At 53.4% G+C, this 25,770-nt stretch carries 25 protein-coding genes; 6 read left to right on the top strand and 19 right to left on the bottom strand.

All coding sequences use genetic code 11. The features are described from left to right. Positions 1-86 precede the first annotated feature (86 nt). The 12 genes from ispG to trmJ all read right to left on the bottom strand — a co-directional run bounded on the left by ispG (position 87) and on the right by trmJ (position 11,640). Complete coding sequence (ispG, locus tag Q3O59_RS02585; RefSeq protein ID WP_305944102.1) at positions 87-1,196, bottom strand: flavodoxin-dependent (E)-4-hydroxy-3-methylbut-2-enyl-diphosphate synthase; 1,110 nt, start codon at positions 1,194-1,196, stop codon at positions 87-89. 3 nt (positions 1,197-1,199) lie between these two features. Then, positions 1,200-2,087, bottom strand: coding sequence for a RodZ domain-containing protein (locus Q3O59_RS02580; protein WP_305944101.1), 888 nt, complete (start codon positions 2,085-2,087; stop codon positions 1,200-1,202). Further along, on the bottom strand, positions 2,077-3,990 hold the full coding sequence (gene pilW, locus Q3O59_RS02575) for a type IV pilus biogenesis/stability protein PilW (protein ID WP_305944100.1): 1,914 nt from the start codon (positions 3,988-3,990) through the stop codon (positions 2,077-2,079). The genes Q3O59_RS02580 and pilW overlap by 11 nt, the downstream gene beginning before the upstream one ends. Positions 3,991-4,012: 22 nt before the next feature. Then, positions 4,013-5,140: a dual-specificity RNA methyltransferase RlmN gene (gene rlmN, locus Q3O59_RS02570; protein WP_305944099.1), complete on the bottom strand. Its 1,128-nt coding sequence runs from the start codon at positions 5,138-5,140 to the stop codon at positions 4,013-4,015. Positions 5,141-5,252: 112 nt separating this feature from the next. Continuing rightward, complete coding sequence (gene ndk / locus Q3O59_RS02565; RefSeq protein WP_228590226.1) at positions 5,253-5,684, bottom strand: nucleoside-diphosphate kinase; 432 nt, start codon at positions 5,682-5,684, stop codon at positions 5,253-5,255. Positions 5,685-5,834: 150 nt separating this feature from the next. Next, the gene (locus Q3O59_RS02560) at positions 5,835-6,248 is read right to left on the bottom strand and encodes a type 2 periplasmic-binding domain-containing protein (RefSeq protein WP_305944098.1); all 414 of its coding nucleotides are present in this window, start codon (positions 6,246-6,248) and stop codon (positions 5,835-5,837) included. A 9-nt stretch (positions 6,249-6,257) separates the two neighbouring features. Next, complete coding sequence (locus Q3O59_RS02555) at positions 6,258-7,343, bottom strand: porin (protein WP_305944097.1); 1,086 nt, start codon at positions 7,341-7,343, stop codon at positions 6,258-6,260. A 17-nt stretch (positions 7,344-7,360) separates the two neighbouring features. Continuing rightward, entirely contained in the window at positions 7,361-7,780 is a 420-nt protein-coding gene (locus tag Q3O59_RS02550; RefSeq protein ID WP_305944096.1) for a type 2 periplasmic-binding domain-containing protein, read from the bottom strand. A 9-nt stretch (positions 7,781-7,789) separates the two neighbouring features. Beyond that, positions 7,790-8,920: a porin gene (locus Q3O59_RS02545; RefSeq protein ID WP_305944095.1), complete on the bottom strand. Its 1,131-nt coding sequence runs from the start codon at positions 8,918-8,920 to the stop codon at positions 7,790-7,792. Positions 8,921-9,118: 198 nt separating this feature from the next. Beyond that, entirely contained in the window at positions 9,119-10,291 is a 1,173-nt protein-coding gene (locus Q3O59_RS02540; RefSeq protein ID WP_305944094.1) for an IscS subfamily cysteine desulfurase, read from the bottom strand. Between the two features lie 26 nt (positions 10,292-10,317). Next, positions 10,318-10,794 (bottom strand): Fe-S cluster assembly transcriptional regulator IscR, encoded by a 477-nt coding sequence (gene iscR, locus Q3O59_RS02535; RefSeq protein WP_228591921.1) that lies wholly within the window; start codon positions 10,792-10,794, stop codon positions 10,318-10,320. A gap of 126 nt (positions 10,795-10,920) precedes the next feature. After that, a complete protein-coding gene (gene trmJ / locus Q3O59_RS02530; protein WP_305944093.1) occupies positions 10,921-11,640 on the bottom strand; it encodes a tRNA (cytosine(32)/uridine(32)-2'-O)-methyltransferase TrmJ in 720 nt (239 codons plus the stop codon). Between the two features lie 222 nt (positions 11,641-11,862). Here trmJ and Q3O59_RS02525 point away from each other — a divergent pair, with 222 nt between their 5' ends. Together Q3O59_RS02525 and purD are read left to right on the top strand one after the other, a co-directional pair. Continuing rightward, positions 11,863-12,690: a class I SAM-dependent methyltransferase gene (locus Q3O59_RS02525; protein WP_305944092.1), complete on the top strand. Its 828-nt coding sequence runs from the start codon at positions 11,863-11,865 to the stop codon at positions 12,688-12,690. 12 nt (positions 12,691-12,702) lie between these two features. Beyond that, the gene (purD, locus tag Q3O59_RS02520) at positions 12,703-13,998 is read left to right on the top strand and encodes a phosphoribosylamine--glycine ligase (protein WP_305944091.1); all 1,296 of its coding nucleotides are present in this window, start codon (positions 12,703-12,705) and stop codon (positions 13,996-13,998) included. On the opposite strand, the gene Q3O59_RS02515 is transcribed toward purD, so the two are convergent. Further along, complete coding sequence (locus Q3O59_RS02515; RefSeq protein WP_305944090.1) at positions 13,984-14,850, bottom strand: transporter substrate-binding domain-containing protein; 867 nt, start codon at positions 14,848-14,850, stop codon at positions 13,984-13,986. The genes purD and Q3O59_RS02515 overlap by 15 nt on opposite strands. 83 nt (positions 14,851-14,933) lie before the next feature. Between Q3O59_RS02515 and Q3O59_RS02510 the strand changes: the two genes are divergently transcribed. Continuing rightward, positions 14,934-16,754, top strand: a complete 1,821-nt coding sequence (locus Q3O59_RS02510) for an ExeM/NucH family extracellular endonuclease (RefSeq protein WP_305944089.1) — start codon at positions 14,934-14,936, stop codon at positions 16,752-16,754. Here the strand turns inward: Q3O59_RS02510 and Q3O59_RS02505 are convergent. Then, entirely contained in the window at positions 16,751-17,143 is a 393-nt protein-coding gene (locus Q3O59_RS02505; protein WP_305944088.1) for an MAPEG family protein, read from the bottom strand. The genes Q3O59_RS02510 and Q3O59_RS02505 overlap by 4 nt on opposite strands. Positions 17,144-17,179: 36 nt before the next feature. Between Q3O59_RS02505 and Q3O59_RS02500 the strand changes: the two genes are divergently transcribed. The 3 genes from Q3O59_RS02500 to Q3O59_RS02490 all read left to right on the top strand — a co-directional run bounded on the left by Q3O59_RS02500 (position 17,180) and on the right by Q3O59_RS02490 (position 21,223). After that, a complete protein-coding gene (locus tag Q3O59_RS02500; protein ID WP_305944087.1) occupies positions 17,180-18,112 on the top strand; it encodes an ion transporter in 933 nt (310 codons plus the stop codon). Between the two features lie 67 nt (positions 18,113-18,179). Continuing rightward, positions 18,180-19,076, top strand: coding sequence for a phosphoribulokinase (locus Q3O59_RS02495; RefSeq protein ID WP_305944086.1), 897 nt, complete (start codon positions 18,180-18,182; stop codon positions 19,074-19,076). 122 nt (positions 19,077-19,198) lie between these two features. After that, positions 19,199-21,223 carry a hypothetical protein gene (locus tag Q3O59_RS02490; RefSeq protein WP_305944085.1) on the top strand — a complete coding sequence of 675 codons (2,025 nt, stop codon included), beginning with the start codon at positions 19,199-19,201 and terminating at the stop codon, positions 21,221-21,223. Positions 21,224-21,281: 58 nt separating this feature from the next. On the opposite strand, the gene speD is transcribed toward Q3O59_RS02490, so the two are convergent. The 5 genes from speD to astA form a co-directional block, all read right to left on the bottom strand. Next, positions 21,282-22,088: an adenosylmethionine decarboxylase gene (gene speD, locus Q3O59_RS02485; protein ID WP_305944084.1), complete on the bottom strand. Its 807-nt coding sequence runs from the start codon at positions 22,086-22,088 to the stop codon at positions 21,282-21,284. 55 nt (positions 22,089-22,143) lie between these two features. Further along, positions 22,144-22,572, bottom strand: coding sequence for an OsmC family protein (locus Q3O59_RS02480; protein WP_305944083.1), 429 nt, complete (start codon positions 22,570-22,572; stop codon positions 22,144-22,146). A gap of 136 nt (positions 22,573-22,708) precedes the next feature. Next, positions 22,709-23,059, bottom strand: a complete 351-nt coding sequence (locus Q3O59_RS02475) for a DUF3802 family protein (protein WP_228592609.1) — start codon at positions 23,057-23,059, stop codon at positions 22,709-22,711. Between the two features lie 102 nt (positions 23,060-23,161). Then, positions 23,162-24,631, bottom strand: a complete 1,470-nt coding sequence (astD, locus tag Q3O59_RS02470) for a succinylglutamate-semialdehyde dehydrogenase (RefSeq protein WP_305944082.1) — start codon at positions 24,629-24,631, stop codon at positions 23,162-23,164. Between the two features lie 48 nt (positions 24,632-24,679). Beyond that, positions 24,680-25,696 (bottom strand): arginine N-succinyltransferase, encoded by a 1,017-nt coding sequence (gene astA, locus Q3O59_RS02465; protein ID WP_228592613.1) that lies wholly within the window; start codon positions 25,694-25,696, stop codon positions 24,680-24,682. Positions 25,697-25,770 lie beyond the last annotated feature (74 nt).

Raw genomic sequence — 25,770 nt, 5'->3', positions numbered from 1 at the left:
CTTGATCTACCCGGCTTGATTAAAAATAGGGGGAATTATAGGAGCATCGGCGCTAAACACCAAACTTTCCCGTTGCTTTCTCGCGTTTAGAGTCTGGTGATGGCAATTTGCTGTTTTTGCCGGGCCAGATAATCGCGGATCTGTTGCTCCAGTTGTTCAGCAATGTGCTGATTATCCAGCCGCAGCTTTTGCCGTTCGCCATTGATGTAAAAGCCGCTCATCCGATTGGCACCGGCCACCGCCAGATCCGACACCAAAGCCTCGCCTGGACCATTGACCACGCAGCCAATGACAGACACCGTCAATGGCTCGGTCACATCTTCCAACCGCTGCTCCAGTGCATTCATGGTTTGAATGACATCAAACTCCTGACGCGAACAGCTGGGGCAAGCAATAAAATTAATACCGCGCGAACGGATCCGCAGCGACTTCAAGATGTCAAAACCGACTTTGACTTCTTCAACCGGATCCGCCGCCAAAGATACCCGCAGCGTATCGCCAATGCCTTCAGCCAGCAGCATACCAAGGCCAATGGCAGACTTAACCGCACCTGAGCGCGCCCCACCCGCTTCGGTAATGCCCAAATGCAGTGGCTGGTCAATTTGCTTGGCCAGCAAGCGGTAAGCCCCAACGGCTAAAAACACATCCGAGGCTTTGACGCTGACTTTAAACTGGTCAAAGTTCAATCGATCCAGAATATCCACATGCCGCATGGCCGACTCGACCAAAGCTGCAGCAGTTGGCTCGCCATATTTTTGCTGAATATCGGCCTCTAAGGATCCGCCATTCACACCAATGCGAATTGGGATCTGATGATCCCGTGCACAGTCCACCACGGCCCGAATGCGGTCTTCCCGGCCAATGTTACCAGGATTTATCCGCAAGCAATCGACCCCGTACTCGGCCACTTTAAGCGCAATGCGGTAATCGAAGTGGATATCGGCCACCAGGGGGACCGGTGACTGTTGCTTGATCAACCGAAAGGCTTCAGCAGCCTCCATGGTCGGCACCGATACCCGGACAATGTCAGCGCCTGCGGTGGCAATGGCTTTAATTTGCGCCACAGTGGCATCGACATCGGTGGTTTTGGTATTGGTCATCGACTGCACGCTGATGGGAGCATCGCCCCCTACCAGCACAGTCCCTACTTTAATTTGCCTACTCTTACGGCGTTGGATTGGGTTCTCAGCAAACATGCTTTACTCTTGTAACGGAATAGAAAATTTAGCGACGCGTCCTGGCCGGAAGCCGGACATATCCACCGGCTCACCATCCAACTCAATAGCGACCGCGCTGGGATTGCCAAGCGTCAGGGTAAAAGGGGGACGGCCATGCACTTGCAGCTGGTAGCCAGCGACTTTGGTGCCAAAAGCCACTCGGGAGCCATCTGCGTCCAGCACATCGATCCAGCAATCTTCCGAAAATGCCATCCGCAGCTGATGCACGTCCGCTGTCGGCTCCGCCGCAGTCACCTCAGCCTCGTTATTTGCTTCAGTGACCTCCAGCAAGGCAGTCAGGGCGCTGGGGACCTGGACGGGTAAAGCCGCAGCCGTTGCTGCGATTTCTGGCTCCATCTCATCGGACTCAGCATCCGTATCCATCACAGCTTCAGCCGGTAAGGTAGAGGAAATAGCAGTTTCTGTCGTGCTGCCAGCAGAATCATCGGTTAACCAATGCGTTTGCCACCACCATAGCAGCAACAAGCCCAACAACAGAGCCCCAACCAGGTACGTCAGCAACACAAAGCGACTTTCTGTGGCTTCTTTTTCGGTGCGATTGGAAAAGCTGTGCATGGTGCGGGGTTCGATGGTCTGATTGCCATGATGCTGTTCGTAAGCAGCCAGGACTTGTTGCTCCGGAATTTTCAGCAGGCGAGCGTAGGAACGCAAATAGCCACGGATAAAGGTCGGCAGCAAGTTTGCTTCGTATTGATCGGCCTCCATGCTTTCGATCAGCGCCATGCGCAGATTCAGCTGACTGGCAACTTCTTTTTGCGACCAGCCTTTTTCTTTGCGGGCGCTTTTTAACAGCTCACCAGCCCGCAGCTCATTAGAAACGTCGTCAGCTGCTGTGTATTCAGTTGTCATGAGTCAATTGTGCCGGATCAATAAGGTAAATGCGTTGCCCAAGGTAGACGCGACTGCGCTCTGTCAGGTTGTTCCACTCCAGCAGGCGAGCCAGCCGCACATTGTAACGCATGGAAATACTAAACAAGGTGTCTCCTTCGGCGATGATATGGTAATCAGGGCGTGTTACTTCAGCTACTGTCGCCACCAGCTCAGGCTCTGGCGGTGGCTCGGCCAACCACAAACGCCGACCAACCCGGATACTGTCACCCGGTGACAGCCGGTTCCACTGCTGCAGACGCTCCAGCCGGATGTTGTATTTCATCGAAATGGCAAACAATGACTCCCCCTGCTGTACTCGATGGTAGGGAGGCTCTTCAGACTGAACCATTTCAGCATTGCGCTGTTCATACTCAGGGCTGTTCGACTCTGGTTGAGTGCTAAAGGTGTCAAAAGTTTCTGAATGGACAGAGCCAGCCGCATAAAGTTCATTTTCGGCGGCATAATCTGGCTCTACGGTCTCATCCGTCACAATCTCTGACTCAGCAATCATCGCATCAGCATCGGCTTGCAAACCCGGAGAAAGGCTTGTTACTTCCAGTTTCGGAACTGCCAATAAGCCGTTCAGGCTTTGCTGGATGCGCTGGCGGATCTCGGTGTCTGGCGAGAGCTCTGGCTCAAAACGTAAAGCAGCGTGCTCCGATGCCACAGGCACCGCAGGCGGCTGCCGAAACTGGACCGTTTCGATAGGCGCAACCTCTTCGACTTCGGAAGCTGCCAGCTCAGAACCCACTGCAGCGGCGTCCTGCTGCGGCAACGATACTAAGGCGGCGTTGACTTCCGGCAGCGGCAGCGGCTGGCTTAAACTGGCAGCAATGGAGCTGGTTTCGTGCCGGGCCACGGCTTCCTTTACCGCTTCACGGGGACTCTGAGCGGGCTCGACCGCTCTGGAGTCGCGGCGCGTGCGGGTCAAAGACTCGGAGCGCACTGCCGGTGGTGGCTCGGTTTGCGCTGGCTGGCGGCGCACAATCCGAATTTGTGGCTGTTCCGGCTCTGCTGTGCGCTCAGCAACGGATTCGGGCATCTCGAGGTTGGCAATCAGGTATTGTTTGTAGCGCTCCCGTAGCTGCTCAAACTCACTGTCCTGCAATCGGTTCTGGCGCAGCAAACGTGCCGCCTCACTGTCCGGATAAACTTGCAACAACAATTCCCGGCTGTTTTGCTGCGTTTCCTGATCCAGCTCTTTGTCGGCCAGTAAATAGCTCAACAAAATACTGTCGGCAGAGACATGGCCTAGCCGCTGAATACGGGTCAAATGTTGGCGAGCTCGTTGATGGTTGCCCATGGCATAATCGAGCCCGGCCAAATTCAATAAGCTGCTGATGCGGTTGCCACTGTGCAGAACTGCCGATTCCAGATAGCGCTGCGCCCGGCTAAAATTATTTTGTTGCAACTGACACAAAGCCAGATTTTCGTAACTTTCGGAAACCCGCATGTAACCGGGCCGTCGAATGGCAGTCAGCAGCAGGTGCTCGGCTTCATCGTACTTACCCTGTTGACAAAGAAAAGCCCCGTAATTGTTGTAGGTGTCGGCATTGTCCGGATCGCGGGCCAAAGCTTGCTTGTAAGCAGCTTCGGCTTGCTCGGGCTCATTGACGTTTTGATAGTAAAAAGCCAGCGCATTGTAAACTTCGGGCAGTTGGGGGGCTAAAGCTCTGGCGCGCTCCAGGTTAAAAATAGCCTGCGCATTCTCGCCACGTTGCAGGTAGTTGAGCCCGAGAGACATCCGGGTCCGAGCGGCCTCAGTATTATCGACCTGCCGCTGCTGCACAGGCCTGTCCGAGCCGACATAAGTACTTTCAGACACACAGCCTGACAACACCAATGCACTGACAACCACCATGCTAACCGACAGTTTTTGCATGCTATTTTTCCTGCCCCTTGCGTTATGAGGTCATTCTGACCGAAATTTCCTGACCTTTCATTTGTTTTTTTAATAAGCGTTTGGTTCTGTCAACCACATCCCCAACCAACTGACCACAGGCAGCATCGATGTCGTCACCACGCGTCTTACGTACCATGACGGTAAAACCATGTTCTTGCAAGACTTTATTAAAGCGATCGATGCGCGAGTTGCTGGAGCGACTGTAGGGTGAGCCAGGATAAGGGTTAAAGGGGATCAGGTTAATCTTGGCCGGCGTATCTCGCAGCGCATGCGCCAGCTCATGAGCCTGCTCCATGCTGTCGTTGATGCCTGACAGCATCACGTACTCAACCGTGACTTTGTCATTGGCTTTCGACCACTCAACATAACGACGGGAAGATGCCAGAAAATCTTCCATTGGGTACTTTTTATTGACCGGCACCAGCTCATTACGCAGCGCATTATTAGGAGCGTGCAACGAAATAGCCAGAGCAACATCAATTTTACCCAACATCGCATCCAGAGCGGGTACAACGCCAGAGGTACTGAGAGTCACCCGGCGTTTGGACAGACCAAAGCCGTAGTCTTCCATCATCAGTTCCATTGCGGGAATGACATTGTTCATGTTCAGCAATGGCTCACCCATCCCCATCATCACCACATTGGTTACCGGCTTCTCACCGGTCTCACCAAAGCTGCCAATCAACTGACTAACCCGCCAGACCTGGCCAATGATCTCAGCCACCGTCAGGTTGCGGTTGAAGCCTTGCTGTGCGGTTGAGCAAAAGGAGCAATCCAACGCACAGCCCACTTGAGAGGAAACACAGAGGGTGCGACGGTCTTTTTCCGGGATCCAGACCGTCTCAACTTCCTGGCCACCATCGAGGCGCATGACAAACTTGATGGTGCCATCCGCGCTGTCTTGTCGGGTGGCTACTTCTGGCGCCCGAATTTCGCACAACTGCTTAAGCTTTTCGCGCAGCACCTTATTAACATTGGTCATTTGATCGAAGTCGTCAACACAGTAGTGGTAAATCCACTTCATGACCTGATCCGCGCGAAAGGGTTTTTCGCCCATCTCAGCAAAAAACGACTTCATTTGCTCGCGATTCAAGTTCAGCAAATTTGTTTTTGCGGTCTGTGTTGTCATTGTCATCATTCCTGTCTGGCCAAAACTGCGCTGCCCTTGTCACTCAATACTCACGCCGTTTAAGACGCAACAAGGGGGCGATGCCCCCTTGATGTTATGCTACCGGTGCCGATTAACGGGTGCGTGGGCAAACTTCCGCATCGGTAAAGAAGTAGGCGATTTCACGCGCTGCAGACTCTGCAGCATCCGAACCATGAACGGCATTCTCGTCAATGCTGTCGGCGTAATCAGCACGCAAAGTGCCAGCCAAAGCATCCTTCGGGTTGGTAGCGCCCATGATTTCACGGTTTTTACGAACCGCATCTTCACCTTCCAGTACCTGCACCATCACAGGGCCAGAGGTCATAAAAGCAACCAGAGCACCAAAGAAAGGACGCTCTTTGTGTTCTGCATAGAAACCTTCAGCCTGTTCTTTGCTCAAGTGTAGCATTTTTGACGCCACAATACGCAGACCTGCAGCTTCAAAGCGCTGATAGATAGCACCGATCAGATTTTTTGCCACTGCATCTGGTTTAACAATCGAGAAAGTACGTTCTAAGGCCATGAAAGGACTCCTTGGTGAGTTGGTTAAATTTTAAAGGCGCGAAATTATACGTGATCTGTTGCAAAAAACCTATTTTTTAGCGGCTGAGTTTTTAAAAAAGAAAAGCTCCCGTCTGGCGGAAGCTTTTCTGTTAGCGAACAGGGTAAACGATCAGAAGGTCGCAACGACTCGAACAGTATCGTCAACATCGCTGCTGGCAATGTAGCCAATGGCTGTAGGATCGGACGCAACAGCCGCCTTCATGGCAGCCGCATTAGGGTGCTCAGCCGGCGGCGTGCCTTTGCCGGTAAAAACCAGCCGCGACCAATAGGCTTTCAGCTGAGCAGAACTTCGATTCAGCACCTGAGTGTCAAAATGCTCACGAGCAGCTTGCCCCTCTGCCAGATTGAGCGGCGTAGCCCTGTTGCCGTCACTAAAGTTGCTACCGCGTCCTAAAAACAACCGGTTCAGATCGGACTGGTCCACACTTACCGCATTGGATGGATGCACAATCACCGAAATTTCGGCCAGAGCAGCTCCTGATAACAACAACAAAGCGCCCAGCATGGCTTTTAGATAGTTCATAGCTCCTCCTTAGAAAACCAGGTCGATACCGAAAGAAACGGACTTGCTGTCACCAGCAACCTCCCAACCCGGCACCCCTTTATCATTGACATCATCGTACTGGAATTTAAAGGCAGCATTGGAATGAAAATCCCAGCGCAGTCCCAGACTGGTGGTGTTGTGCTTCTCATTTTCGCTATCAAAATCGGCGAACGAAATGTACGGGGTAAATTGATTAATACGATAACCAGCAGATACCATGTAGGTATCGAACTTGGCTCCATCCAGATCGAGCCGGTTTAACTCAGACAGCAACAACCAGTCACCAAAGTCCATGTTGACTGAGATACCGGCAAACTTACCACGCCGGGTTAAGGAGTCGCCCCAGGTCACCCGCTCTTCGATACCGTCGATGGTCCGGTAACGCTCATTGATGTAAGTCATGTAGGTCAAGCGAATATCCAGCCAATCCCGGTTCAGGTTGACGACCCCACCAACGATATCTTTCCAGATCTCCCGTACCGGTACCGAGCCAAAAAATTGCGACAAGAGTTTGTTTTCTTTGTCATCTTCCCGGCCGGTGTAGATATTGCCGCTGATGTCCCAGTCACCGACAAAGTAATTAAACATGGCGTTGACACCCGTGTAGTTGAAAATTTGCCAGGTGTAGTTGTCCGCGGGTGGCCGGATCCAGAGGTAGGCGTAGCCAACATCAAAAAAATCCGAATAATAATACAATGGCAAACGCTTTTTACCGGCTTGCAGCGTCCAGTGATCGTTCAGGTCGTAAGACAGATAGGCCCATTCAAAGCGGGCATCAAAGTCATCCGCACCGCGGGCAACCACCTGAGCTGTCGCTGACAAACCATCCATTAGATTGGCACGGAACTGCAAGCCAAAGCGGGTATCCGGCTTGAAAGTCCATTCTTTTTCGTAGACACCAACCAAAGGGTAATTGGCTAAAAAAGTTGGTGGCAAGTCAAAGGCCTCAACACCTGAGCCACTCAATACCCGCCCCCCAATCACCGAGGCATAGCCAGAGATATCCACGTTGGCATGTGCCAATGGCTGCATTAGCAAGAGACTCGAGGCCGTCACTAGTAAGCTTTTCTTCATTATGCTCTCCTGTTCAACTAATCCAGCTGCATCACGACTCGGACACGATCGTCCGCTTGCGATGCCGGCAGATAGCCGATAATGCTGGGGTTGGTGGCTACCAATTTAAGAACTTCTTCGTGGCTTTCCGCTTCCTGCGGTGGCGTCCCTTTGCCGGTAAAGACCAGTTTGGACCAATAGGCTTTTAACTGAGCTGAACTTCGGCTCAAAGCCCGCTCATCAAAACGTTCTCTGGCAGGCATGCCTTCTGCCAGGTTAATTGGAATGGCCGAGTCGCCATTGGGGAAAGTGCGACTTCGCCCGAGATACAGACGCGAGAGGTCGTCGCCACTTAACTCTGCCATATTGGACGGATGCACCACGATGGCCAGTGGCTCCGCATGCAAGGCCGAAGCACTTAGCAGGGCAATGGCCATAATCAGAGTTCGAATACGCATAACCTGCTCCTAAAACACGATGTCGACGCCAGCAGCTATCAAATCGTGTCGGTGACCCGACAAATCATTTTTCTGACTGCTGTACTGCACCTTAAAAGCAGCAGCTGGATGAAAATCGTAGCGCAGCCCCAGATTCCAGGTTTTGGTATCCACCGCCTGGCTTTCCACCACCGCCATCAGAGGTTGCAATAACGCCTCTGGCAGCACGCTGACAAAAGGTTGGTACAGCTCCGATTTGCTGCGATGATCTTCGCGCTCATAGGAAACAAAGGGCGTGACAACATCCAGCCGATAACCCAAAGACAGGTAGTAGTTTTCACGCTTGGCAAAGAAAGAGTCTTTGACATCAATCCGGTTGTACTCGGTAATCAGAACCCAATCGCCCTGATCCAAGGTCACACCCAAGCCAATGAATTCGCTGGTATCGTCATTAAAATCCAATGCAGCAACCAGTCCACCCAATCCCGCCTGAGACAAACCGGCAAAAAGCGGCGATAACGCCGGAGCCTCAATGGTCGATTTACCGTTCAGGTAAGCTGCCCGAAACGAGAACCAGTCACGCTCCAGCTCCCAGGTGATGCCTGCGATGTTATCAATGCGCGCATTGGCCGAGTTGCCAGCCAGGGTAATACCGCCGCTAAAGGAGCCCCACAGCAATTGCAAACTGGATTCAAAGTCACCCAGCTGCGCCATCCGGTACAGTGAAACGCCCTCAATATTGTCGAGCCCAAGGCCATAGACACCTTGAGGGACCCTGAGCCAGTCGTAGGCAAAACCGACATCCATAAAATCGGAGAAACGGTAAAAAGGCGTTCGGAGCCGGCCGGCGTTAATCCGCATGGCATCGGTCAACTCGTAAGTCAGGAAAGCCCACTCAAAGCGGGCATCAAAATCGTTGCTGCCACGTCCCATCACTTGAGCGGTAACGGACAAACGGTCGCCTAAATCCGAGCGCACCTGAATGGCAAACAAACTTTCGTTTTTAAAGTCCAGCTCGTTGCTGTAACCATACAGCTGGTCGTTGCTGCCGGTAGTGGTACCTGCTGTGATGGAGGCAAAGCCATTGATATGCAGATCAGCCTGGACCGGTAAAGCAAAAGCGAACGATAAAGCACTGACGGCGAGAAGGGATTTTCTCATTGATTTCACTCCGAAAAAAATAATGGTTTTAACGGGGAACTTTTTTTAGCCTAGCTGAGGCCTGAGAAAACGCCAGTATGCGCATCAAAAAAGCCAGCGTAAATCAAGGCGCTGGCTTTACCATGAAGATAAAATTCAATTTTTGTCACAAAAAAAACACAAACCACTCCAGCTGTCTACAGCTCGAGCGGTCTTTTGTCAGCTGTGTTGCCACAAGGATGGCGAAGCACGCAAATGGCCGATGGCCGATGTGACCACTGCTATGGTGTGATCGATATCCGCCTCCGTGGTATAGCGACCAAGACTAAAGCGAATCGAACTGTGCGCCAGCGCATCCGACAACCCCAAAGCACGCAGCACATGAGACGGGTCCAGGCTGGCCGAGGTGCAGGCAGAGCCAGTGGATACCGCAATGTCCTTCAGCGCCATCAACAGTGTTTCGCCATCCACCTGACCAAAAGCGATATTGAGAATTCCGGGAACCCGCTGTTGGCTGTCGCCATTCAGAAACACCTGCTCAATCGAACTCAGCCCTTGCCACAGGCGCTGGCGTAACCGCTCCAGCCGCTGTGTTTCGTCCGCCATTTCTTCACGAGCAATCCGAAAAGCTTCGCCCATACCCACCAGCTGATGACTGGCCAAAGTACCGGAGCGCATGCCTCGCTCATGACCACCGCCATGGATTTGCGCTGCCAGCTGGATACGCGGCTTGCGCCGTACATAAAGAGCACCTACGCCTTTGGGTCCATACACTTTATGCGCCGAGAAGGACATCAGATCGACCGGCAGTTGCTGTACATCGATGGCCACTTTGCCAGCGGCCTGGGCGGCATCAACATGGAGCAAAACACCGTTTTGCTGACAAATTTCAGCCAGGCTGACCATGTCCTGAATCACGCCAATTTCATTGTTGACGAACATCACACTGAGCAGGATGGTGTCCGGCCGAATCGCCGCCTTGACGGTGGCCAGATCCAACAAACCATTGGCAGCCACATCCAGATAAGTGACTTCAAATCCCTCGGCTTCCAACGCTTGCATCGGATCCAGCACCGCTTTGTGCTCGGTTTTCACAGTGATTAAATGCTTGCCGCGGCTGGCGTAGCTTTGTGCCGCGCCTTTGATAGCCAGGTTATTGGACTCGGTAGCCCCTGACGTCCAGACGATTTCTCTGGGATCGGCATTGATCAGCTCAGCGACCTGACTGCGCGCCAGCTCCGCCGCTTCTTCGGCTTGCCAGCCATAGCGATGCGAACGTGAGGCCGGGTTGCCAAAGTGACCATCAAAGGTCAGGTACTGCATCATGCTATCGGCCACGCGCTGATCGACAGGCGTGGTGGCAGCATAATCCAGGTAGATGGGACGTTTCATTTTGGGTTCCGCTGAAACAACAACAATTAGAGCTGGCAGTTTACCTGAATACTGTGCTCGGATGAAGCTGGGCCAGCTTTGGCGTTGGCTTTGTCGTCAGCATCGTTTTGCGCCACCAGCTCAGCCAAAGTGATGCTGGTCAGAAAGTCTTCAATCCGCTGACTTAAGTCACTCCACAAACTATGGGTTTGGCAACGGACGCCGCCATGGCAATCCGACTTGCCCTGGCAGCGGGTGGCATCGATCGATTCATCCACCGCACTGATCACTTCAGCCACGGCAATGGTATCGGCAGCACGACCCAGCTGGTAACCGCCACCCGGGCCGCGCACACTGCTCACCAGGCCACGTTTGCGCAGACGGGCAAATAGCTGCTCCAGATAGGACAAGGAGATGCCCTGACGCTCCGAAATATCGGCCAGGGATACCGGACCCTTGTTGTGATGCAGGGCGACATCCAACATGGCCGTGACGGCGTAGCGCCCCTTTGACGTTAATCTCATGCTGCACTCCGGTTGGTGATGCCTGATGCCTCACCGCTGTTCATGGGCACCATTGTACATTCCCGACTATTTCAGTCAAGTATTAAACCATGCAGCCTGGTCAGGTATTTCAAAGCGCTGCAGGCCCTAGCGAATACGCTTTTGCACCGAAGTCAGCATACCACGCAGGATATTGTATTCAGCTTCTTCAGGCCGCGCCCGGTTGAACAAACGCCGCAACTTGGTCATCACCATCCCAGGGTGTTGCCGGATGATAAAGCCGGTTTGATCCAGCGTCTGCTCCAAATGTTGGTAGAAGTTTTCCATCTGGCTGGAGTCCGGGTAGGCAACCGGCTCCAGAGGCTGAACCGCCTGCTGCTGGGCCAGTGCCGCCATTCGGACTTCGTAGGCGATAATTTGCACCGCCATCGCCAGATTGAGCGAGCTGTACTCTGGATTGGCCGGAATGCAGACATGGTAATTGCAAAGTTGCAATTCGTCGTTGCTCAGTCCGCTGCTTTCGCGGCCAAACACCAGCGCCACCTGATGACTGTGCGCTTCCTGCACCGCCAGCTCTCCAAGCGAGCGCGGCTCCAACATCGGCCAGGAAAGGGTGCGTGAGCGGGCACTGGTGCCGACTACCAAACCACAATCAGCCACCGCCGGGCCCAAAGCGTCGAAGTGCTCTGCTTCGCTGAGCAGCTCACTGGCTCCGGCGGCCAGCGCATAAGCCTGCCCGTCCACTTCCGCCTTGGGCTGCACCAGACAAAGGCGACTCAGCCCCATGGTTTTCATGGCTCTGGCGACCGAGCCGATGTTTCCGCTGTGGGAGGTTCCCACCAACACAATTTTGATTTGTTCCAGCATAGCGTACCCTTTGTTCAAGGTCGCAATTCTAACACAGCGCCAGGGAAAGCTGGAACCAGAATGGATGCTTGCCAGCTTGGTGCTCAGCGCCTGTCTAAGGCGCTGCTTTTTTTGCCGGACTTTGCTACACTAGCCCACCTCGGCAGTGTGCGTGCAGTCCAGGGGTACTTCGCCTGGCGCACCGGGTAGATACGAAATTCAACCCAACCACAGGATACCCCCATGACGGCAAAAAACACCAACTACAGCTGGCTTTGCTTGATCGCTATCGTGTTCAGTGGCTCGCTGGTGGCTTCCGAAGCCGCCATTCAGGCCGCAGTGGATCACCCCAGCCGCACCGAAGCCAATACAACCCGGGATAACTTCCGTAACCCGGTTGCAACTTTGCACTTTTTCGGAGTCCAGCCCCAGCATACCGTGGTCGAAATCTCGCCGGGCGCAGGCTGGTATACCGAGATCCTGGCTCCGTTACTGCATGACGAAGGCACCTTGTATGCCGCCCACTTCCCGGCCAACAGCAGCTCCGATTTTGCCCAGCGTTCACGGGCCGCTTTTCGCGAAAAAATGGCCTCACACCCCATCTATAGCCGAGTGCAACTGAGCGAGTTCGCCCCGGTTGAGGGCGTGCAAATCGCACCAGACAACAGTGCTGATCGGGTACTGACCTTCCGCAACCTGCACAACTGGTACATGCAAGGTGGCGACGATGCGATGCGGGTGGCCTTCAATCATTTTTACCGCGCCTTGAAACCAGGTGGTGTGCTGGGCGTAGTGGAGCATCGTTTGCCTGAAGATCGCCGTGACAGCGACTGGGTTAACAGTGGCTATTTCCCACAGAGCCTGGCCATCGAATTGGCAACAGAAGCGGGTTTCGAGTTTGTCGGCAGCAGCGACGTTAACGCCAACCCTCGCGATACCGCTGATCATCCACGAGGTGTCTGGACCCTGCCACCCAGCCTGCGGCTGGGCGAGCAAGACCGAGACCGCTATCTGACGATTGGCGAAAGCGATCGCATGACGCTTAAGTTTCGTAAACCTCAACAGCAATAATCGGAAAATCGAATGAACGTATTGGTAGTCGGCGGCGGTGGCCGCGAACATGCACTGGCATGGAAAGCAGCTCAGTCGCCTTTAGTGCACAAAGTATTTGTTGCCCCAGGCAATGCCGGAACCGAGTTAGAGCCGGCGCTTCAGAATGTCGCCATTGCAGCGGATGATGTGCCTGCCCTGCTGGCGTACGCCAAAGCACAGCAGATTGAGCTGACCATTGTCGGCCCGGAAGCGCCGCTGGCCAAAGGCATCGTCGATGCCTTTCGGGCCGAGGGCTTGGCAATTTTTGGCCCCAGCCAGGCAGCAGCGCAGCTGGAGAGCTCCAAAGCCTTTGCCAAGGACTTTCTGGCCCGGCATCAGATCCCAACCGCAGCTTATCAAACCTTTACCGACATCGAGCCCGCCAAAGCCTTCGTGCAAGAACTCGGCACTCCCATTGTCATTAAGGCCGATGGTTTGGCAGCTGGCAAAGGCGTGATCATTGCCCAGACCGAGGACGAAGCTTATGCCGCCATTGACGACATGCTGGCCGGCAACAAGTTTGGTGATGCGGGCAGCCGGGTGGTGATTGAAGAATTTTTAACCGGTGAAGAAGCCTCTTTTATTGTGATGGTGGATGGCAGCCACGCGTTGCCTTTCGCCTCATCGCAGGATCACAAAGCCCGGGATGAAGGCGATAAAGGCCCAAATACCGGCGGTATGGGAGCGTATTCACCGGCTCCGGTGGTGACTCCAGCCGTACACGACTGGGTGATGCAGCAAGTGATTGAGCCGACCGTGCGCGGCATGGCCGCCGAAGGCAACGTCTTTACCGGCTTTCTCTATGCCGGCCTGATGGTGGCGCCGGATGGAACGGCCAAGGTGCTGGAATTCAACTGCCGCTTTGGTGATCCGGAAACCCAGCCCATCATGATGCGGTTGCAATCGGATCTGGTAGCACTCTGCCAGGCCGCTGTGGCTGGCAAGCTGGCACAAAGTGACATTCAATTCAGCTCCGAAGCTGCCGTAGGGGTGGTCCTGGCAGCTGGCGGTTACCCGGATAGCTACGCAAAGGGCGCTGAAATTCAGGGGCTGGCTGATGCGGACTCAGCCAAAGCCAAGGTCTTTCACGCCGGTACCAGCATGAAAGACGGCAAAGTAGTCACCAGTGGTGGACGGGTACTCTGCGCCACAGCGCTGGGTGAAAACGTCACAGCGGCCCAGCAAGCAGCTTACCAATTGGTGCAGAAGATCAGCTGGCCGGAAATGTTCTACCGCAGCGACATTGGCTACCGGGCCGTTGCCAGGGAGCAATCAGTCAAGGGATAACCAAAACTGCGCGGCGCTCAGTACCTCGCTATCTTTAAACAGTGGGTTATCGAGCTCCAGTACCCGCGCCTGCTGATAGCGCGATAGCGGAAAGGCGGCCTGAGTCACCGGGTGCTGCTGCATAAATTGCAGCAGCACCCCGCTTTCGGCCAGCAGTTGCATGCCCTGCTCAATACGCTCGGCCAGGGCGGTATTGTCTTTGTGTACAAAGAAGTACATCACCAGCGGATAGCGCAGCAACAGCTGGTCAAAGAACACTAATTCTGGAAAGCGCTCTGCCACAGCGTCCAGCTCAGCCTGACCTTCCACGATGCTCAGTGGCAAATAATCACAGCGCTGCCGGGCCAGCATCTCCAGCATCGACTCAAAGCGCCCTACCCGGGCCACCCGTAAGCCGGCAGCCTCCAGCACATCGGCATCTGGCCAATGCTCGCCCTGACAAGCGATAAATGGGCGCAAATCCGACAGACTGCGCACTTGCTGAAAGTCCGATAGCCGGTCTTGATGAATTAACTGCCCACGGATCCCGAGCCCTCCCAAAAAGATCGGTACTTTAATGGCGCGCAGCGTTTCCTCACGCTGCTCTGAGGTGCCGGTCCACATCACATCGTAATGCAAATTCATCGCCAACAGACGGATAACCCGTCCCTGACCGGGATGCTCCACCAATTCAAGCCGCGCCGGACCAAAGCTCTGCTCCGTTACAGCGATCACCTGCTCAAGTAGATCGGTGTAATAAGCATGGCTGCCATCAGCCGTCGATTGCGGCCCTATGGTCCGGATCACCGATTCAGCCCAACTGCTGTTGAATAAAAGCAAGCCAAATGCCATTGCCAGCCATTTTAAACCCATCGCCAAGTCCTATTCACTCTGTGCATTCAGTATAGCTGAACTCTGCTAGACTAAGCTCCAGACGACTTCTGGAAGACAGCTCCATGCTACGATTGCTCACCACTCTCATTATGATGCTAGCACTGACTGGATGCAGTCGCTACCAGGCTTTGCATTGCGATGACGATTTCATTGCTATCAGCAGCCTGCAAGCAGGCACAGAGCTAAGCCCCAAGCTGGGCCAAAAGGTGCGTACTCGCGGGGTGCTGACCAGCTATCTTTATCCGGATAGCGAGCGTGCTGGCTGGTTGCTGCAGCAGCCTGGAACGCCAAGCTTGCAAGCAGCCTCGCAGGCCATTTTTTTGCCGGACTTTTTGCCCGGCCCTGAGCACGACCAAAACTCACTGCACCAACTAACTCCGGGCCGGCTGCTAGCAGTCCGTGGTAAGGTGGCCGAAATCGAGCAGATGACCAGCCTGGTTGATCTGAACTGGCTGGACTGTGGTCCGGCCGAAGTCGAGCCGCTGGAGCTATCACTGCCGCTACCCGAGTCTCTAAGCTGGGAATCGCTCGAAGGGATGTGGCTGCGCTTCAAGCAGCCTTTGGTGGTCAACAGCACTTTTTGGTTGGGCCGCTATGGCGAGCTGACCCTGGCAGACAAACGGCTCTGGGCGCCAACTCAGATTCACCCGCCAGGTGCCAAGGCTCAAGCTCATCAGCGAATGCAACAACAACGCACTCTGGTGCTGGGCTATGGCAGTCTGCAGCAACATCCGGATCCACTGCCCTACCCGCCCGGAGGCCTATCCCCTAACCGTCCGCTGCGGCTGGGCGATACCTTGACGCAGCTGGAAGGTTTTCTGGTGCAAGACAGCCGTGGCTACCGGTTGGAGCCAAGCCGGGTACCACAGTGGCAGCCAGCCAACCCAAGGCCTAAGCCACCAGCGCCGCGCCAGCCAGAGGAACTTCGGGTAGCCAGCTTTAACCTGCTGAACTTTTTTACCGGTGCCGACCAAAACCCGCCTTTTCCAACCCGCCGCGGTGCCAGTAGCCAGTTTGAGCTGGAGCGGCAAAGTGCCAAACTATCCGCTGCCATTTTAGCGCTGGATGCCGATATCCTTGGACTGATTGAGCTGGAAAACAACGGCTACCAGCCAGGCAGTGCCCTGGAAACACTGGTGGCAACCCTCAACACCCAGACTGAGCGCCCTTACGCCATGGTTACCACCGACCAGCGCCCCGGCAGCGATGTCATTAAGGTTGGTCTGATTTACCGGCCCGATGCCGTGGTGCAAGCAGGCCTGGCCAGTACTCTTCAGCAGACACACTTCGATCAGCTGCACCGGGCGCCAGTGGTACAAAGCTTTCGTCACCACAGCAGCAATCAGTTGCTGACCGTAAGCGTGAACCACTTTAAATCCAAGGGGGGCTGCCCAACAGACAATCACCCGGACTACCGACAGATGCGGGACCATGGGGATGGCCAAGCCTGCTGGAACCAAGCCCGTGTCGAAGCCGCCACCGCCTTGCAGCAGTGGCTCAACACGGAGCCGACCGGCGTTAGCACGCCATATCAGCTGTTGATGGGGGATTTAAATGCCTACCGGATGGAAGACCCCATCCGACTATTGGAGCAGGCAGGTTGGCATTACCTGGAAAACTCAACCGGAGAACCGTCGTACTCTTTTGTGTTTCGCGGTAAAAAAGGCGCACTGGATCATGCGCTGGCAAGCCCGGCGCTGGCGGCGCTCAACCCCAGAGTCAAGCATTGGCCCATTAACGCTGACGAGCCGGTGCTGCTGCAGCACAGTCTGCGCCACAAGACCCCGGCGCAACAACAAAAGCTGTATGCACCTGACGCATTTCGCTCCAGCGACCACGATCCTATCCTGATCACTCTTCGCTTCGATGCCAGAGCCGATTAGGCCCAGATTGCCCGACCCACCATGCCAAAAGCAGCGGCCATACTTAGCAGCCAAATCAGGGAGCGAGCTGTGGCCGCATCGTACCAGTAACAGAGCAAATAGCCGCAGCGGCTGACAATAAAAAGCCACCCCAGCAACAAACTGATCTGATCCGGACCACCGGCCAGGCCGGTGGCCAGCACAGCACAAGCGTAAACAATCAATCCTTCAAAGCTGTTGTAATGAGCGGCATTGGCGCGCTGACCAAAGCCGCTGAGCCTGGCTTGCTGCTGGCGCGGATTGTGGTTATCGTAGCCTTCGGGCTCGCGATGCATCGCCAGAACCAAAGGCGCCTTGGCCAGATAAGGCAACAGCATTGCAATAAATAAGGTAAGTAGTAAGCTGGACATGTAGCACTCCCGTAATTCATAAACAAGGATTTCAAAATGTTGGCACGTGCCACGATGTCAAAATGGCTGGAGCCATCCACCGAATACGACAAGCGCTACCTTTGGGTGGATATTGCCCTGATCCTGCTGATAGGGCTGAACATTATTGCCCTGATCTTGCAGTCCATTGAGAGCCTGGATCAGGCTTACCATCGGTATTTTTGGTACTTTGAAATCTTTTCCATTACCGTCTTTACGCTGGAATACGGTGCCCGGATCTGGAGCATCGTCGATGCACCCGAGTACCAGCAGCAAGCAGGCAGCAACTGGCAAAAGCGCTGGCGCTACATACGCTCACCAATGGCCATCATCGACTTGCTCGCGTTCCTACCGTTTTACCTTGGCTTGTTCATCGATCTCGACCTGCGCTATCTGCGGGTCTTCCGGCTGCTGCGGGTATTTAAACTCACCCGCTACTCTCGCTCCATGCAACTGTTGATGAATGTGTTTAAAGAGGAACGGTTCTCCTTATTTGCCGCCTTCGCCGTGCTCTTTATCATTATGCTGGTGGCAGCCTGCGCCATGTATTCGCTGGAAAAAGACATTCAGCCCGAACACTTTAGCTCCATCCCGCAAGCCATGTGGTGGGCTTTGGTGACGCTAACCACAGTCGGTTATGGCGATGTAACGCCAGTAACCGATCTGGGCAAGCTGTTTGGCGGCCTGATTACCATTGTCGGCATTGGCATGGTGGCCTTGCCGGCCGGTATTCTGGCATCCGGCTTTTCTGAGCAACTGTCGCGCCGCCGCCAGTTTTATCAGTTGGCGCTGGATCAAGCTTATCAGGAAGGTAAATTAGTACCCGGTGCTGAACCCATGCTGGATAAACTTCGCTGCGAGCTCGGCGTCAGCCATACCGAGGCCCGTATCATGCAGCAATTGATGGAAAAGCGCTATCAGGCGATGCATGTGACGGATCAGGACTCCTAAAAAGCAACTTGCCTGAATGCCACTGGTCTTATAAGGTATGGATCCATGACCATAGGGTGGGCTTGTAGTGTCCGATAAAAATCCAATCATTGCCATTACCGGCTCCTCGGGTGCCGGTACCAGCACCACCAGCAATGCCTTTCAGCATATTTTCCGTACCTTAGGCGTAGATGCAGCCTTTATCGAAGGCGATTGTTTTCACCGTTACAGCCGGCCCGAAATGGATTTGGCGGTTCGTAAAGCGATGGAGCAAGGCAAGCACATCAGCTACTTTGGACCGGAAGCCAATGACTTTGGTGCGCTGGAAGACTTCTTTGCCAGCTATGGCAGCAATGGCAGCGGCCGCTACCGCAAGTACCTGCACACCTTTGAAGAAGCCGTGCCCTACAACCAATTGCCCGGTACCTTTACCCCCTGGCAAGAGCTGCGCCCCAATACCGATTTGCTGTTTTACGAAGGGCTGCATGGTGGCGTCGTCACCGACCAGCACAACGTTGCCCAGCACGTCGACTTGCTGATTGGCATGGTGCCGATTGTAAACTTAGAGTGGATCCAGAAAATCATCCGCGATACCCACGACCGTGGCCACAGCCGCGAAGCCGTGATGTCCAGCATCGTGCGCAGCATGGACGATTACATCAACTTTATTACCCCGCAGTTTTCCCGTACCCACATCAACTTCCAACGGGTGCCTACGGTGGATACCTCCAACCCCTTTAGTGCCAAAGACATCCCGTCATTGGATGAAAGCTTTGTGGTGGTGCGCTTTCGCGGCATCAAGCACGTGGATTTCCCCTACTACCTGCAGATGATCCACGGCTCTTTTATGTCGCGGGTCAATACCCTAGTAGTGCCAGGCGGCAAAATGGGCCTGGCGATGGAGCTAATCTTAACGCCACTGATTGAAAACCTGATGAAAAAACGTGCCAACACCCGCGGCCAGCTGGATTGGCTGGGACGGTGAACCACAGCGCCACAAATAAACCTTTATACATGAACAAACTGCGCAACAATTAAACATTATTGTTGCCGAATTTATTTATTAGAATTACACTCCGAAAAATTTACTCGGAAATGGAAATTCTAATGATGAAGGCGTTAAAATTTTGCACAGCTACTGTCCTGTTGCTGCTCACCGCCTGCGGTGGAGGTGACAGCTCTCCGCCTGTGGCCGGTGGAGGTCAAACGGGTAGCAACATGGATAAGCCACCATTTTTGATCGAGGCTGATTATCTCGAGGCTTATGGTGCCATCGCGGTGAACCTGCCAGAAGGGATGCTCCAGATCGCGCACTACAGCGACACCATACTGATACAGCAAAGTTTATCATTTGAGACTTTTCTGCTGTGTAGTAATGGCGGTGGTCGTACAGTCTCCATCAACCAGCCACTGCCCATCACCCAGGGTACAATCATCACAGATGAGCTTGAAGATTGCTATGTAGACACACTCGATTCCATCCTTAACGGCAAAATTGAACTCACCATCACCGACCATCAAATCAACAACAACAGCGAAATCCTGATGTTGGATGTCGATCTGAGCTCAGTACGGTTCAGAGGTTCACCAGAGCTGACGGTGCAAGATACGGTAACAGTGGCCTTAACCTCAGAACCATTGTTGCGTACCATGAAAGTCACACCAAAACAGGCTCAGGTTCGCTTCCGTTTTACCGACGGTGACGTTTTTAGTCTGAGTCAATTCCAGCTCACGAGTGAGCTGGACTTATCTACAGCGCTTTATCGTGCTGAGTTTCAAGGACGTATTGCGCTGAATCACTTTAGCAGCGACTTAGCGATAGCCACCAAAGAGGCATTGCAAGGCTATTTGGGTGAGTATCCTCACCAAGGCCAGGTTGAACTGACTGACAGCCGAAATAATAAACTTATGATCAGTGCCAATCAGGTTGTCAATTCTGAGCTGGCCAATGTACAACTCAATCAAGGAGCACCATATCTTTTCTACTGGACATCTCTGACCGACGGCACTTACTGGAGCTGGCCTGGTTTAAATGAACCCGGTTATGCGCAGCGTTTTCGTCATGATAATTTCGAGTTTCTTGGTATGGTTGGGACAACAAACTTTGAGGATTTCCCTACCCAGGGAACGCTCTCCTATTTATTTTCTCGGCCAGTCGCCTCGGTACAGGGGTATTGGCTTGAGCACTTTTTTGATACCTGGGACTGGGAGCATGAATCCGTAGCTGCTGAAATCACTATTGAGGGAGCTTTGGTGCATATCCGGCCGAAAACAGCACTAAGCCCGGGTGTTCGTTATAGCACCAACACCTTTGAAGCGACCAATACACTCGGCATTAGCCGTTATATCTACACCAGTCAGCCCCTGACTGCCACCAATGTCATCAGAGCGGTGATTCAAAAAGACAGCCCCTTAGTGACGACAACGACCCAACCGACTTTATCAGCCGAAAATTCTCAGATTGCTGCAGGCTTATCCGCTTCTTATCAGTGGCAAGAACTGACAATGCACGGGATCGTATTTGATGATCCTACAGCTGCGTCGACCAGTTTCAGCCTGACCAAGATCCCTGACGACTCACGGATTCAAGTACGTGTTACAGTTACGGATGAATTGGGACGGAGCCATAGTGCTGAAACACTCCTTTACTTCCTCAACGGTCAAGTCAATGCAGCTTTCTACGAGAGCGACAGTGCAGAAGACTGGATTGGTCAGGGGAAAAGCAGCCTGCTAACCACTGAAGAAGTTTATATCAACGGCTACAGCTGGAACAAAAGCTCACTCAGGGTGGGCATTGAAGGTTACAACGACAATGATTACATTTGGTGGTCGCTTGATTTGGCAACAGCTGAAGGCCAAGAGCTAAAACCTGGTCTGTATCAGGATGCAACCCGGGCAGCATTCAAGCCTTCACATGGGAATGGACTGGAGTTTAGCGGCAATGGTCGTGGCTGTAACTCTCTCAACGGCTGGTTTGAGATACATGAAATTGAATTAACCCATGCCGGTTACGACTACGATCCTGATTATATGGTCGTAAGCAGCTTGGCTGTTGATTTTGTCCAGTATTGTGATGGTTCAGAAGCTGCTCTTCGTGGTGGGGTACGGATCAACTCCGACCATCCTTTCTGAACTTTAAGGCAATAAAAAAACCGCTCTGTGCGGTTTTTTTATTGCGTGAACACCAAGTTTATTTCACATCCGGCAAGTTACGGCCATAGAAAATTTCGCGGATTTCTTTAAACACCTTGCTGCTGATTTCCTTCACCTGCTCTTTGCTCATTGAGTCGGTGCCGACGCCAAACAGATAGTTGTCCAGATCACCTTGTTTAAGCATCATCTTGGTGTGAAACAGGTTTTCCTGATAGACATTCACATCAATCATCTGAAAGGCATTCTTGGTTTCTTCATCCATAAAGTTCTGGATGGAGCTGATCGGGTGATCGATGTAGTGCTTGGTGCCGCTGACATCCCGGGTAAAACCACGCACCCGGTAGTCGATGGTGACCACATCGGATTCAAAGCTGTGGATCAGGAAGTTCAATGCTTTCAGTGGCGAGATAATGCCGCAGGTTGAGACTTCAATATCGGCCCGAAAGGTACAGATGCCATCGTGTGGATGCACTTCCGGGTAGGTGTGAACGCATATATGGCTTTTATCCAGATGCGCCACCACCGTCTCAGGCAAAGGCCCCGGGTTTTCCGAGTTATCCGGGTTTTCCAGCACCGGCTCTTCACTGACCAGGATGGTGACACTGGCCCCCTGTGGATCGTAATCCTGGCGGGCAATGTTCAGCACATTGGCACCGATAATATCCACCACTTCGCACAAGATATCGGTTAAGCGATCGGCATTGTACTGCTCGTCGATGTACTCAATGTACTCTTGACGGTGCTGTTCCGTTTTCGCGTAACAGATATCGTAGATGCTAAAGCTTAAGCTTTTGGTCAGGTTGTTAAAGCCATGCAGCTTTATTTTCTCAAACGGATTGATCACTTAGGGTGCTCTCCACTACCGCTGCCTGCGGCAACCGTTATTTGACGACTGAAAGTTAGTCGGCGCTGGCCAACCCTTCCACGGTTTTTATACTGAACGAATGTGATACCTGAACGCTTTTGGCCAGCATCAGGGACACCGAGCAGTACTTGTCGGCGGATAGCTCTACCGCCCTTGCCACCTGTTTTTCACTCAGGTTTGACCCTGTCACCTCAAAGTGCAGATGCATTTTGGTAAAGACCCTGGGAATGCTGTCGGCCCGCTCTGCGCTCAACTTCACTTCGCAGTGCGCAACTTGCTGGCGGGATTTTTGCAAAATGCTCACCACATCGACCGACGAACAAGCGCCGGCAGACATCAACAACATCTCCATCGGGCTTGGTGCTGTGCTTTTATCTTTGTTGGCATCAAACACCACCTGATGGCCGCTGCCTGAGCGCCCCACAAAGGTCATGGAGTCGAGCCACTTTACACTTGCTTCCATCGCAAACACCTCAGCATTACCACAAAGGGGGCATATTCTAGCGAAAACTTTGCCGGGCCGCCAGCATTGACCGCAGCTAAATCAAGCCCCCCGCAAACACCGTTTACGGGGGGCTTGATTCTAAGTGCTAACCGGCTTAATCCAGCAAGGCTGCGACGGCATTATCAAACAAATTTTTAATCAGTAAGGCAATCTCGTGAATGATTTCGGCTTGCTCGCAACTGATTTCATTGTCCAGCACCGAGCCCAGCACTTCCTGGAAATCGTACACAATGCCATCCACCTCACGGATGATCAGACTGCGATGATTCATCTCCAGCTCGGTATGCTGGGTACAAAGTTGAATAATTTGCTCAGCAATGCACTCTTCCAGAAACTCGCCCACGGACTTGGCTGGACGATAAGGCGTGCCGGCCTGTTCAAACAAGGCCAGATTTTCAGTTAAAAACTGAATCAGATGTTCGTAGCCGGGTTTATCTATCACCATGGTCGCGGTACTGCCTTTCGCAAGCTGTAGTTGCCTAACAGTTAAGCAAAATTTGACCGAGAAAACAAATCGGGGCCTTAGCCCCGATGTATTTTTTTGCGGTTAAAATTTCAGCCCTGGTGACAACTGCTCTGGCAGTTGCACCCTGTCCAGCTCGACCGACGCAACCGGATAGGCACAGTAATCGGCCGCGTAGTAGGCGCTGGCTCTGTGGTTGCCACTTTTGCCAATGCCACCAAAAGGCGCCGCTGAGCTGGCACCGGTGATAGGACGGTTCCAGTTGACGATACCAGCACGAATGCGGCGGAAAAAATGTTCATAAAGCTCAGCACTGTCGCTTAGCAAGCCGGCAGACAAGCCGAAGCTGGTGCGGTTGGCTGCATCAATGGCGGCATCAAAATCGGTAAAACGAAAGACTTTCAGCAAAGGGCCGAAATGTTCATCGTCCGGGAAGTCCTGAATATCGGTGCAGTCGATAATGCCCGGGCTGACCAAAGCGGTATCGGGTTTCAGGTGCTTCATGGTCAACAAGGAGCGCCCACCCAGCTTTTGCAGCTCATCTTGCACAGCCAGCATGCCTTTGGCGGCTGCCACCGAGATCATCGAACCCATAAAAGGTTGCTGCTCGTCATCGTACAGGCCCACTTTGATGTTGGCTGCGACGTCCAGCAGGCGGGCCAGGATGCGATCACCTTGCTCGTTGGCTGGTAAAAACAGTTTCCGCGCGCAGGTACAACGCTGGCCGGCAGAAATAAAAGCGGACTGCACGATGTCATGCACGGCGGCATCAATATCGGCCACATCTTGCACCAACAAGGGGTTATTTCCGCCCATTTCCAGCGCCAGAATTTTTTCCGGCCGACCGGCAAATTGCTGATGCAGAATATGACCGGTGCGGGAGCTGCCGGTAAAGAATAAGCCATCAATGTCATCGTGGCTGGCCAGTGCTTTGCCGGTTTCCACTTCGCCTTGCAGCAAGTTCAGCACACCAGCTGGCAAACCTGCCTGCTGCCACAACTTCACCGTCAACTCCGCCACCTTGGGTGTCAGCTCGCTAGGCTTAAACAACACCGTATTGCCAGCTAACAAGGCTGGTACAATGTGGCCATTGGGCAAATGACCGGGGAAGTTGTAAGGACCGAATACTGCAACCACACCATGTGGCTTATGGCGCACAAAGGCTTTGCCTTGCGGCATTGGGTTTTCCTTGGTGCCGGTCCGCTCTTGATAGGCCCGGACCGAGATGTCAATTTTGCCAATCATGGCAGCTACTTCGGTACGGGTTTCCCACAAAGGCTTGCCTGTTTCTTCGGCAATGCAACCGGCCAGCACTTCTTTTTTTGCTGCCAGCTGTTCGCCAAAGGCTTTGACAATGGCCAGCCGCTCGTCAAAGGATTGCAGGCTCCAGTTGTACTGCGCGGCACGAGCGGCAGCAACAGCGGCATTGACCTGCGCAACCGACGCTGCGGCACCTTGCCAGACTTGTTGATTTTTAGCGGGATCCAGTGAGACAAAGGTATGGCCTTCGCCGGCAACCCACTCACCTTGAATAAACTGTACAGGACCTGTCATGCTTTTCCCCTGATAATGGCCCAACGACTGCAAGCCGTCAGGCTGGAATTAAATTCTGGTGACCCGAACCCAGTCACCGGCCTGGACCAATAAGCCTTCTGCGCAGGCAGCAGGCAGCACCACTTCATCGCTGTCTTCTGGCACGGACAACTCAAGCCAGGTCGCCCGGAAGTTTTCCAGCTGAGTGTTGCACACCATGTACGCCGTGCCTTGACCGACATCGCCAATCCGTACCCGGCGCTTTTCACTGTCGCGGGCCGAACGGATGTGTTCCAGGTTGGCTTCAACCGTCGGACCTGCGTCAAAGATGTCGACATAACCGCGGTGCGAAAAACCCTCGGATTGCAGCAACGAAATCGCCGGTCGGGTCTTGCCATGCACCTGGCCGATCACAGCCTGAGCTTCTTTGCTCAGCAAGCTGACGTAAATTGGGTATTTCGGCATCAACTCAGCAATGAACACTTTCTGCCCGATGCCAGTCAGATAGTCGGCTGTCGGGAAGTCTACTGAAAAAAAGTGCTCCTGTAACCACTGCCAGAAAGGAGAGTTGCCATTTTCATCGGAGACGCCGCGCATTTCAGCAATAATACGATCGGAAAAACGCTCGCTGAACTCTTTCAGGAACAGGAAGCGAAATTTAGACAGCAGCTTGCCATTGTTCTTCTGACGGCAGTTCTCACGCAGGAACAAGGTACAAAGCTCACTGGCTCCGGTGTAATCGTTGCACAGAGTTAGAATATCGACTGTTTTATAAACATTCAGCGAACGTGAACTGTGCACCACCTTACCCAGGTGGTAATGATAAAACGCATCATCCAGGCCAACGGCGGCTTCCAAAGCGCTGGTTCCCATCACCAAGCCGGTGTCGGTGTCTTCCAGCACAAATAAATAGCCCTCATCCCCGGGCGCGGTCACGGTTTTTTGAAAAGAGCGCTCAGAGCGGCTGATTTTCCGCATCAACAGCTCATCATTGACCGGCAAGGAGGTAAAGCCATGGCCAGACTCGACCGCGATGTCGTACAAAGCGGCATAGTCATTGGCACGGATTGGGCGAATCACAATCATTGTCGCTTACTCCAGTTAGGAACAGATAAAAGAGGCAGCCAGGCTGCCTCAGTGCTTCATGTTGACGCTTAAAC

This window comes from Alkalimonas delamerensis (assembly GCF_030717955.1).
Taxonomy (GTDB): Bacteria; Pseudomonadota; Gammaproteobacteria; order Enterobacterales; family Alteromonadaceae; genus Alkalimonas; species Alkalimonas delamerensis.
The sequence above is the reverse complement of the archived record's forward strand: the minus strand, read 5'-3'. Positions and strand labels throughout refer to the sequence as shown.

Bases quoted from the DNA above. Each gene is read 5' to 3' on its own strand.
- ispG (WP_305944102.1), bottom strand. From the start codon at position 1,196: ATGTTTGCTGAGAACCCAATCCAACGCCGTAAGAGTAGGCAAATTAAA.
- Q3O59_RS02580 (WP_305944101.1), bottom strand. From the start codon at position 2,087: ATGACAACTGAATACACAGCAGCTGACGACGTTTCTAATGAGCTGCGG.
- pilW (WP_305944100.1), bottom strand. From the start codon at position 3,990: ATGCAAAAACTGTCGGTTAGCATGGTGGTTGTCAGTGCATTGGTGTTG.
- rlmN (WP_305944099.1), bottom strand. From the start codon at position 5,140: ATGACAACACAGACCGCAAAAACAAATTTGCTGAACTTGAATCGCGAG.
- ndk (WP_228590226.1), bottom strand. From the start codon at position 5,684: ATGGCCTTAGAACGTACTTTCTCGATTGTTAAACCAGATGCAGTGGCA.
- Q3O59_RS02560 (WP_305944098.1), bottom strand. From the start codon at position 6,248: ATGAACTATCTAAAAGCCATGCTGGGCGCTTTGTTGTTGTTATCAGGA.
- Q3O59_RS02555 (WP_305944097.1), bottom strand. From the start codon at position 7,343: ATGAAGAAAAGCTTACTAGTGACGGCCTCGAGTCTCTTGCTAATGCAG.
- Q3O59_RS02550 (WP_305944096.1), bottom strand. From the start codon at position 7,780: ATGCGTATTCGAACTCTGATTATGGCCATTGCCCTGCTAAGTGCTTCG.
- Q3O59_RS02545 (WP_305944095.1), bottom strand. From the start codon at position 8,920: ATGAGAAAATCCCTTCTCGCCGTCAGTGCTTTATCGTTCGCTTTTGCT.
- Q3O59_RS02540 (WP_305944094.1), bottom strand. From the start codon at position 10,291: ATGAAACGTCCCATCTACCTGGATTATGCTGCCACCACGCCTGTCGAT.
- iscR (WP_228591921.1), bottom strand. From the start codon at position 10,794: ATGAGATTAACGTCAAAGGGGCGCTACGCCGTCACGGCCATGTTGGAT.
- trmJ (WP_305944093.1), bottom strand. From the start codon at position 11,640: ATGCTGGAACAAATCAAAATTGTGTTGGTGGGAACCTCCCACAGCGGA.
- Q3O59_RS02525 (WP_305944092.1), top strand. From the start codon at position 11,863: ATGACGGCAAAAAACACCAACTACAGCTGGCTTTGCTTGATCGCTATC.
- purD (WP_305944091.1), top strand. From the start codon at position 12,703: ATGAACGTATTGGTAGTCGGCGGCGGTGGCCGCGAACATGCACTGGCA.
- Q3O59_RS02515 (WP_305944090.1), bottom strand. From the start codon at position 14,850: ATGGGTTTAAAATGGCTGGCAATGGCATTTGGCTTGCTTTTATTCAAC.
- Q3O59_RS02510 (WP_305944089.1), top strand. From the start codon at position 14,934: ATGCTACGATTGCTCACCACTCTCATTATGATGCTAGCACTGACTGGA.
- Q3O59_RS02505 (WP_305944088.1), bottom strand. From the start codon at position 17,143: ATGTCCAGCTTACTACTTACCTTATTTATTGCAATGCTGTTGCCTTAT.
- Q3O59_RS02500 (WP_305944087.1), top strand. From the start codon at position 17,180: ATGTTGGCACGTGCCACGATGTCAAAATGGCTGGAGCCATCCACCGAA.
- Q3O59_RS02490 (WP_305944085.1), top strand. From the start codon at position 19,199: ATGATGAAGGCGTTAAAATTTTGCACAGCTACTGTCCTGTTGCTGCTC.
- Q3O59_RS02480 (WP_305944083.1), bottom strand. From the start codon at position 22,572: ATGGAAGCAAGTGTAAAGTGGCTCGACTCCATGACCTTTGTGGGGCGC.
- Q3O59_RS02475 (WP_228592609.1), bottom strand. From the start codon at position 23,059: ATGGTGATAGATAAACCCGGCTACGAACATCTGATTCAGTTTTTAACT.
- astD (WP_305944082.1), bottom strand. From the start codon at position 24,631: ATGACAGGTCCTGTACAGTTTATTCAAGGTGAGTGGGTTGCCGGCGAA.
- astA (WP_228592613.1), bottom strand. From the start codon at position 25,696: ATGATTGTGATTCGCCCAATCCGTGCCAATGACTATGCCGCTTTGTAC.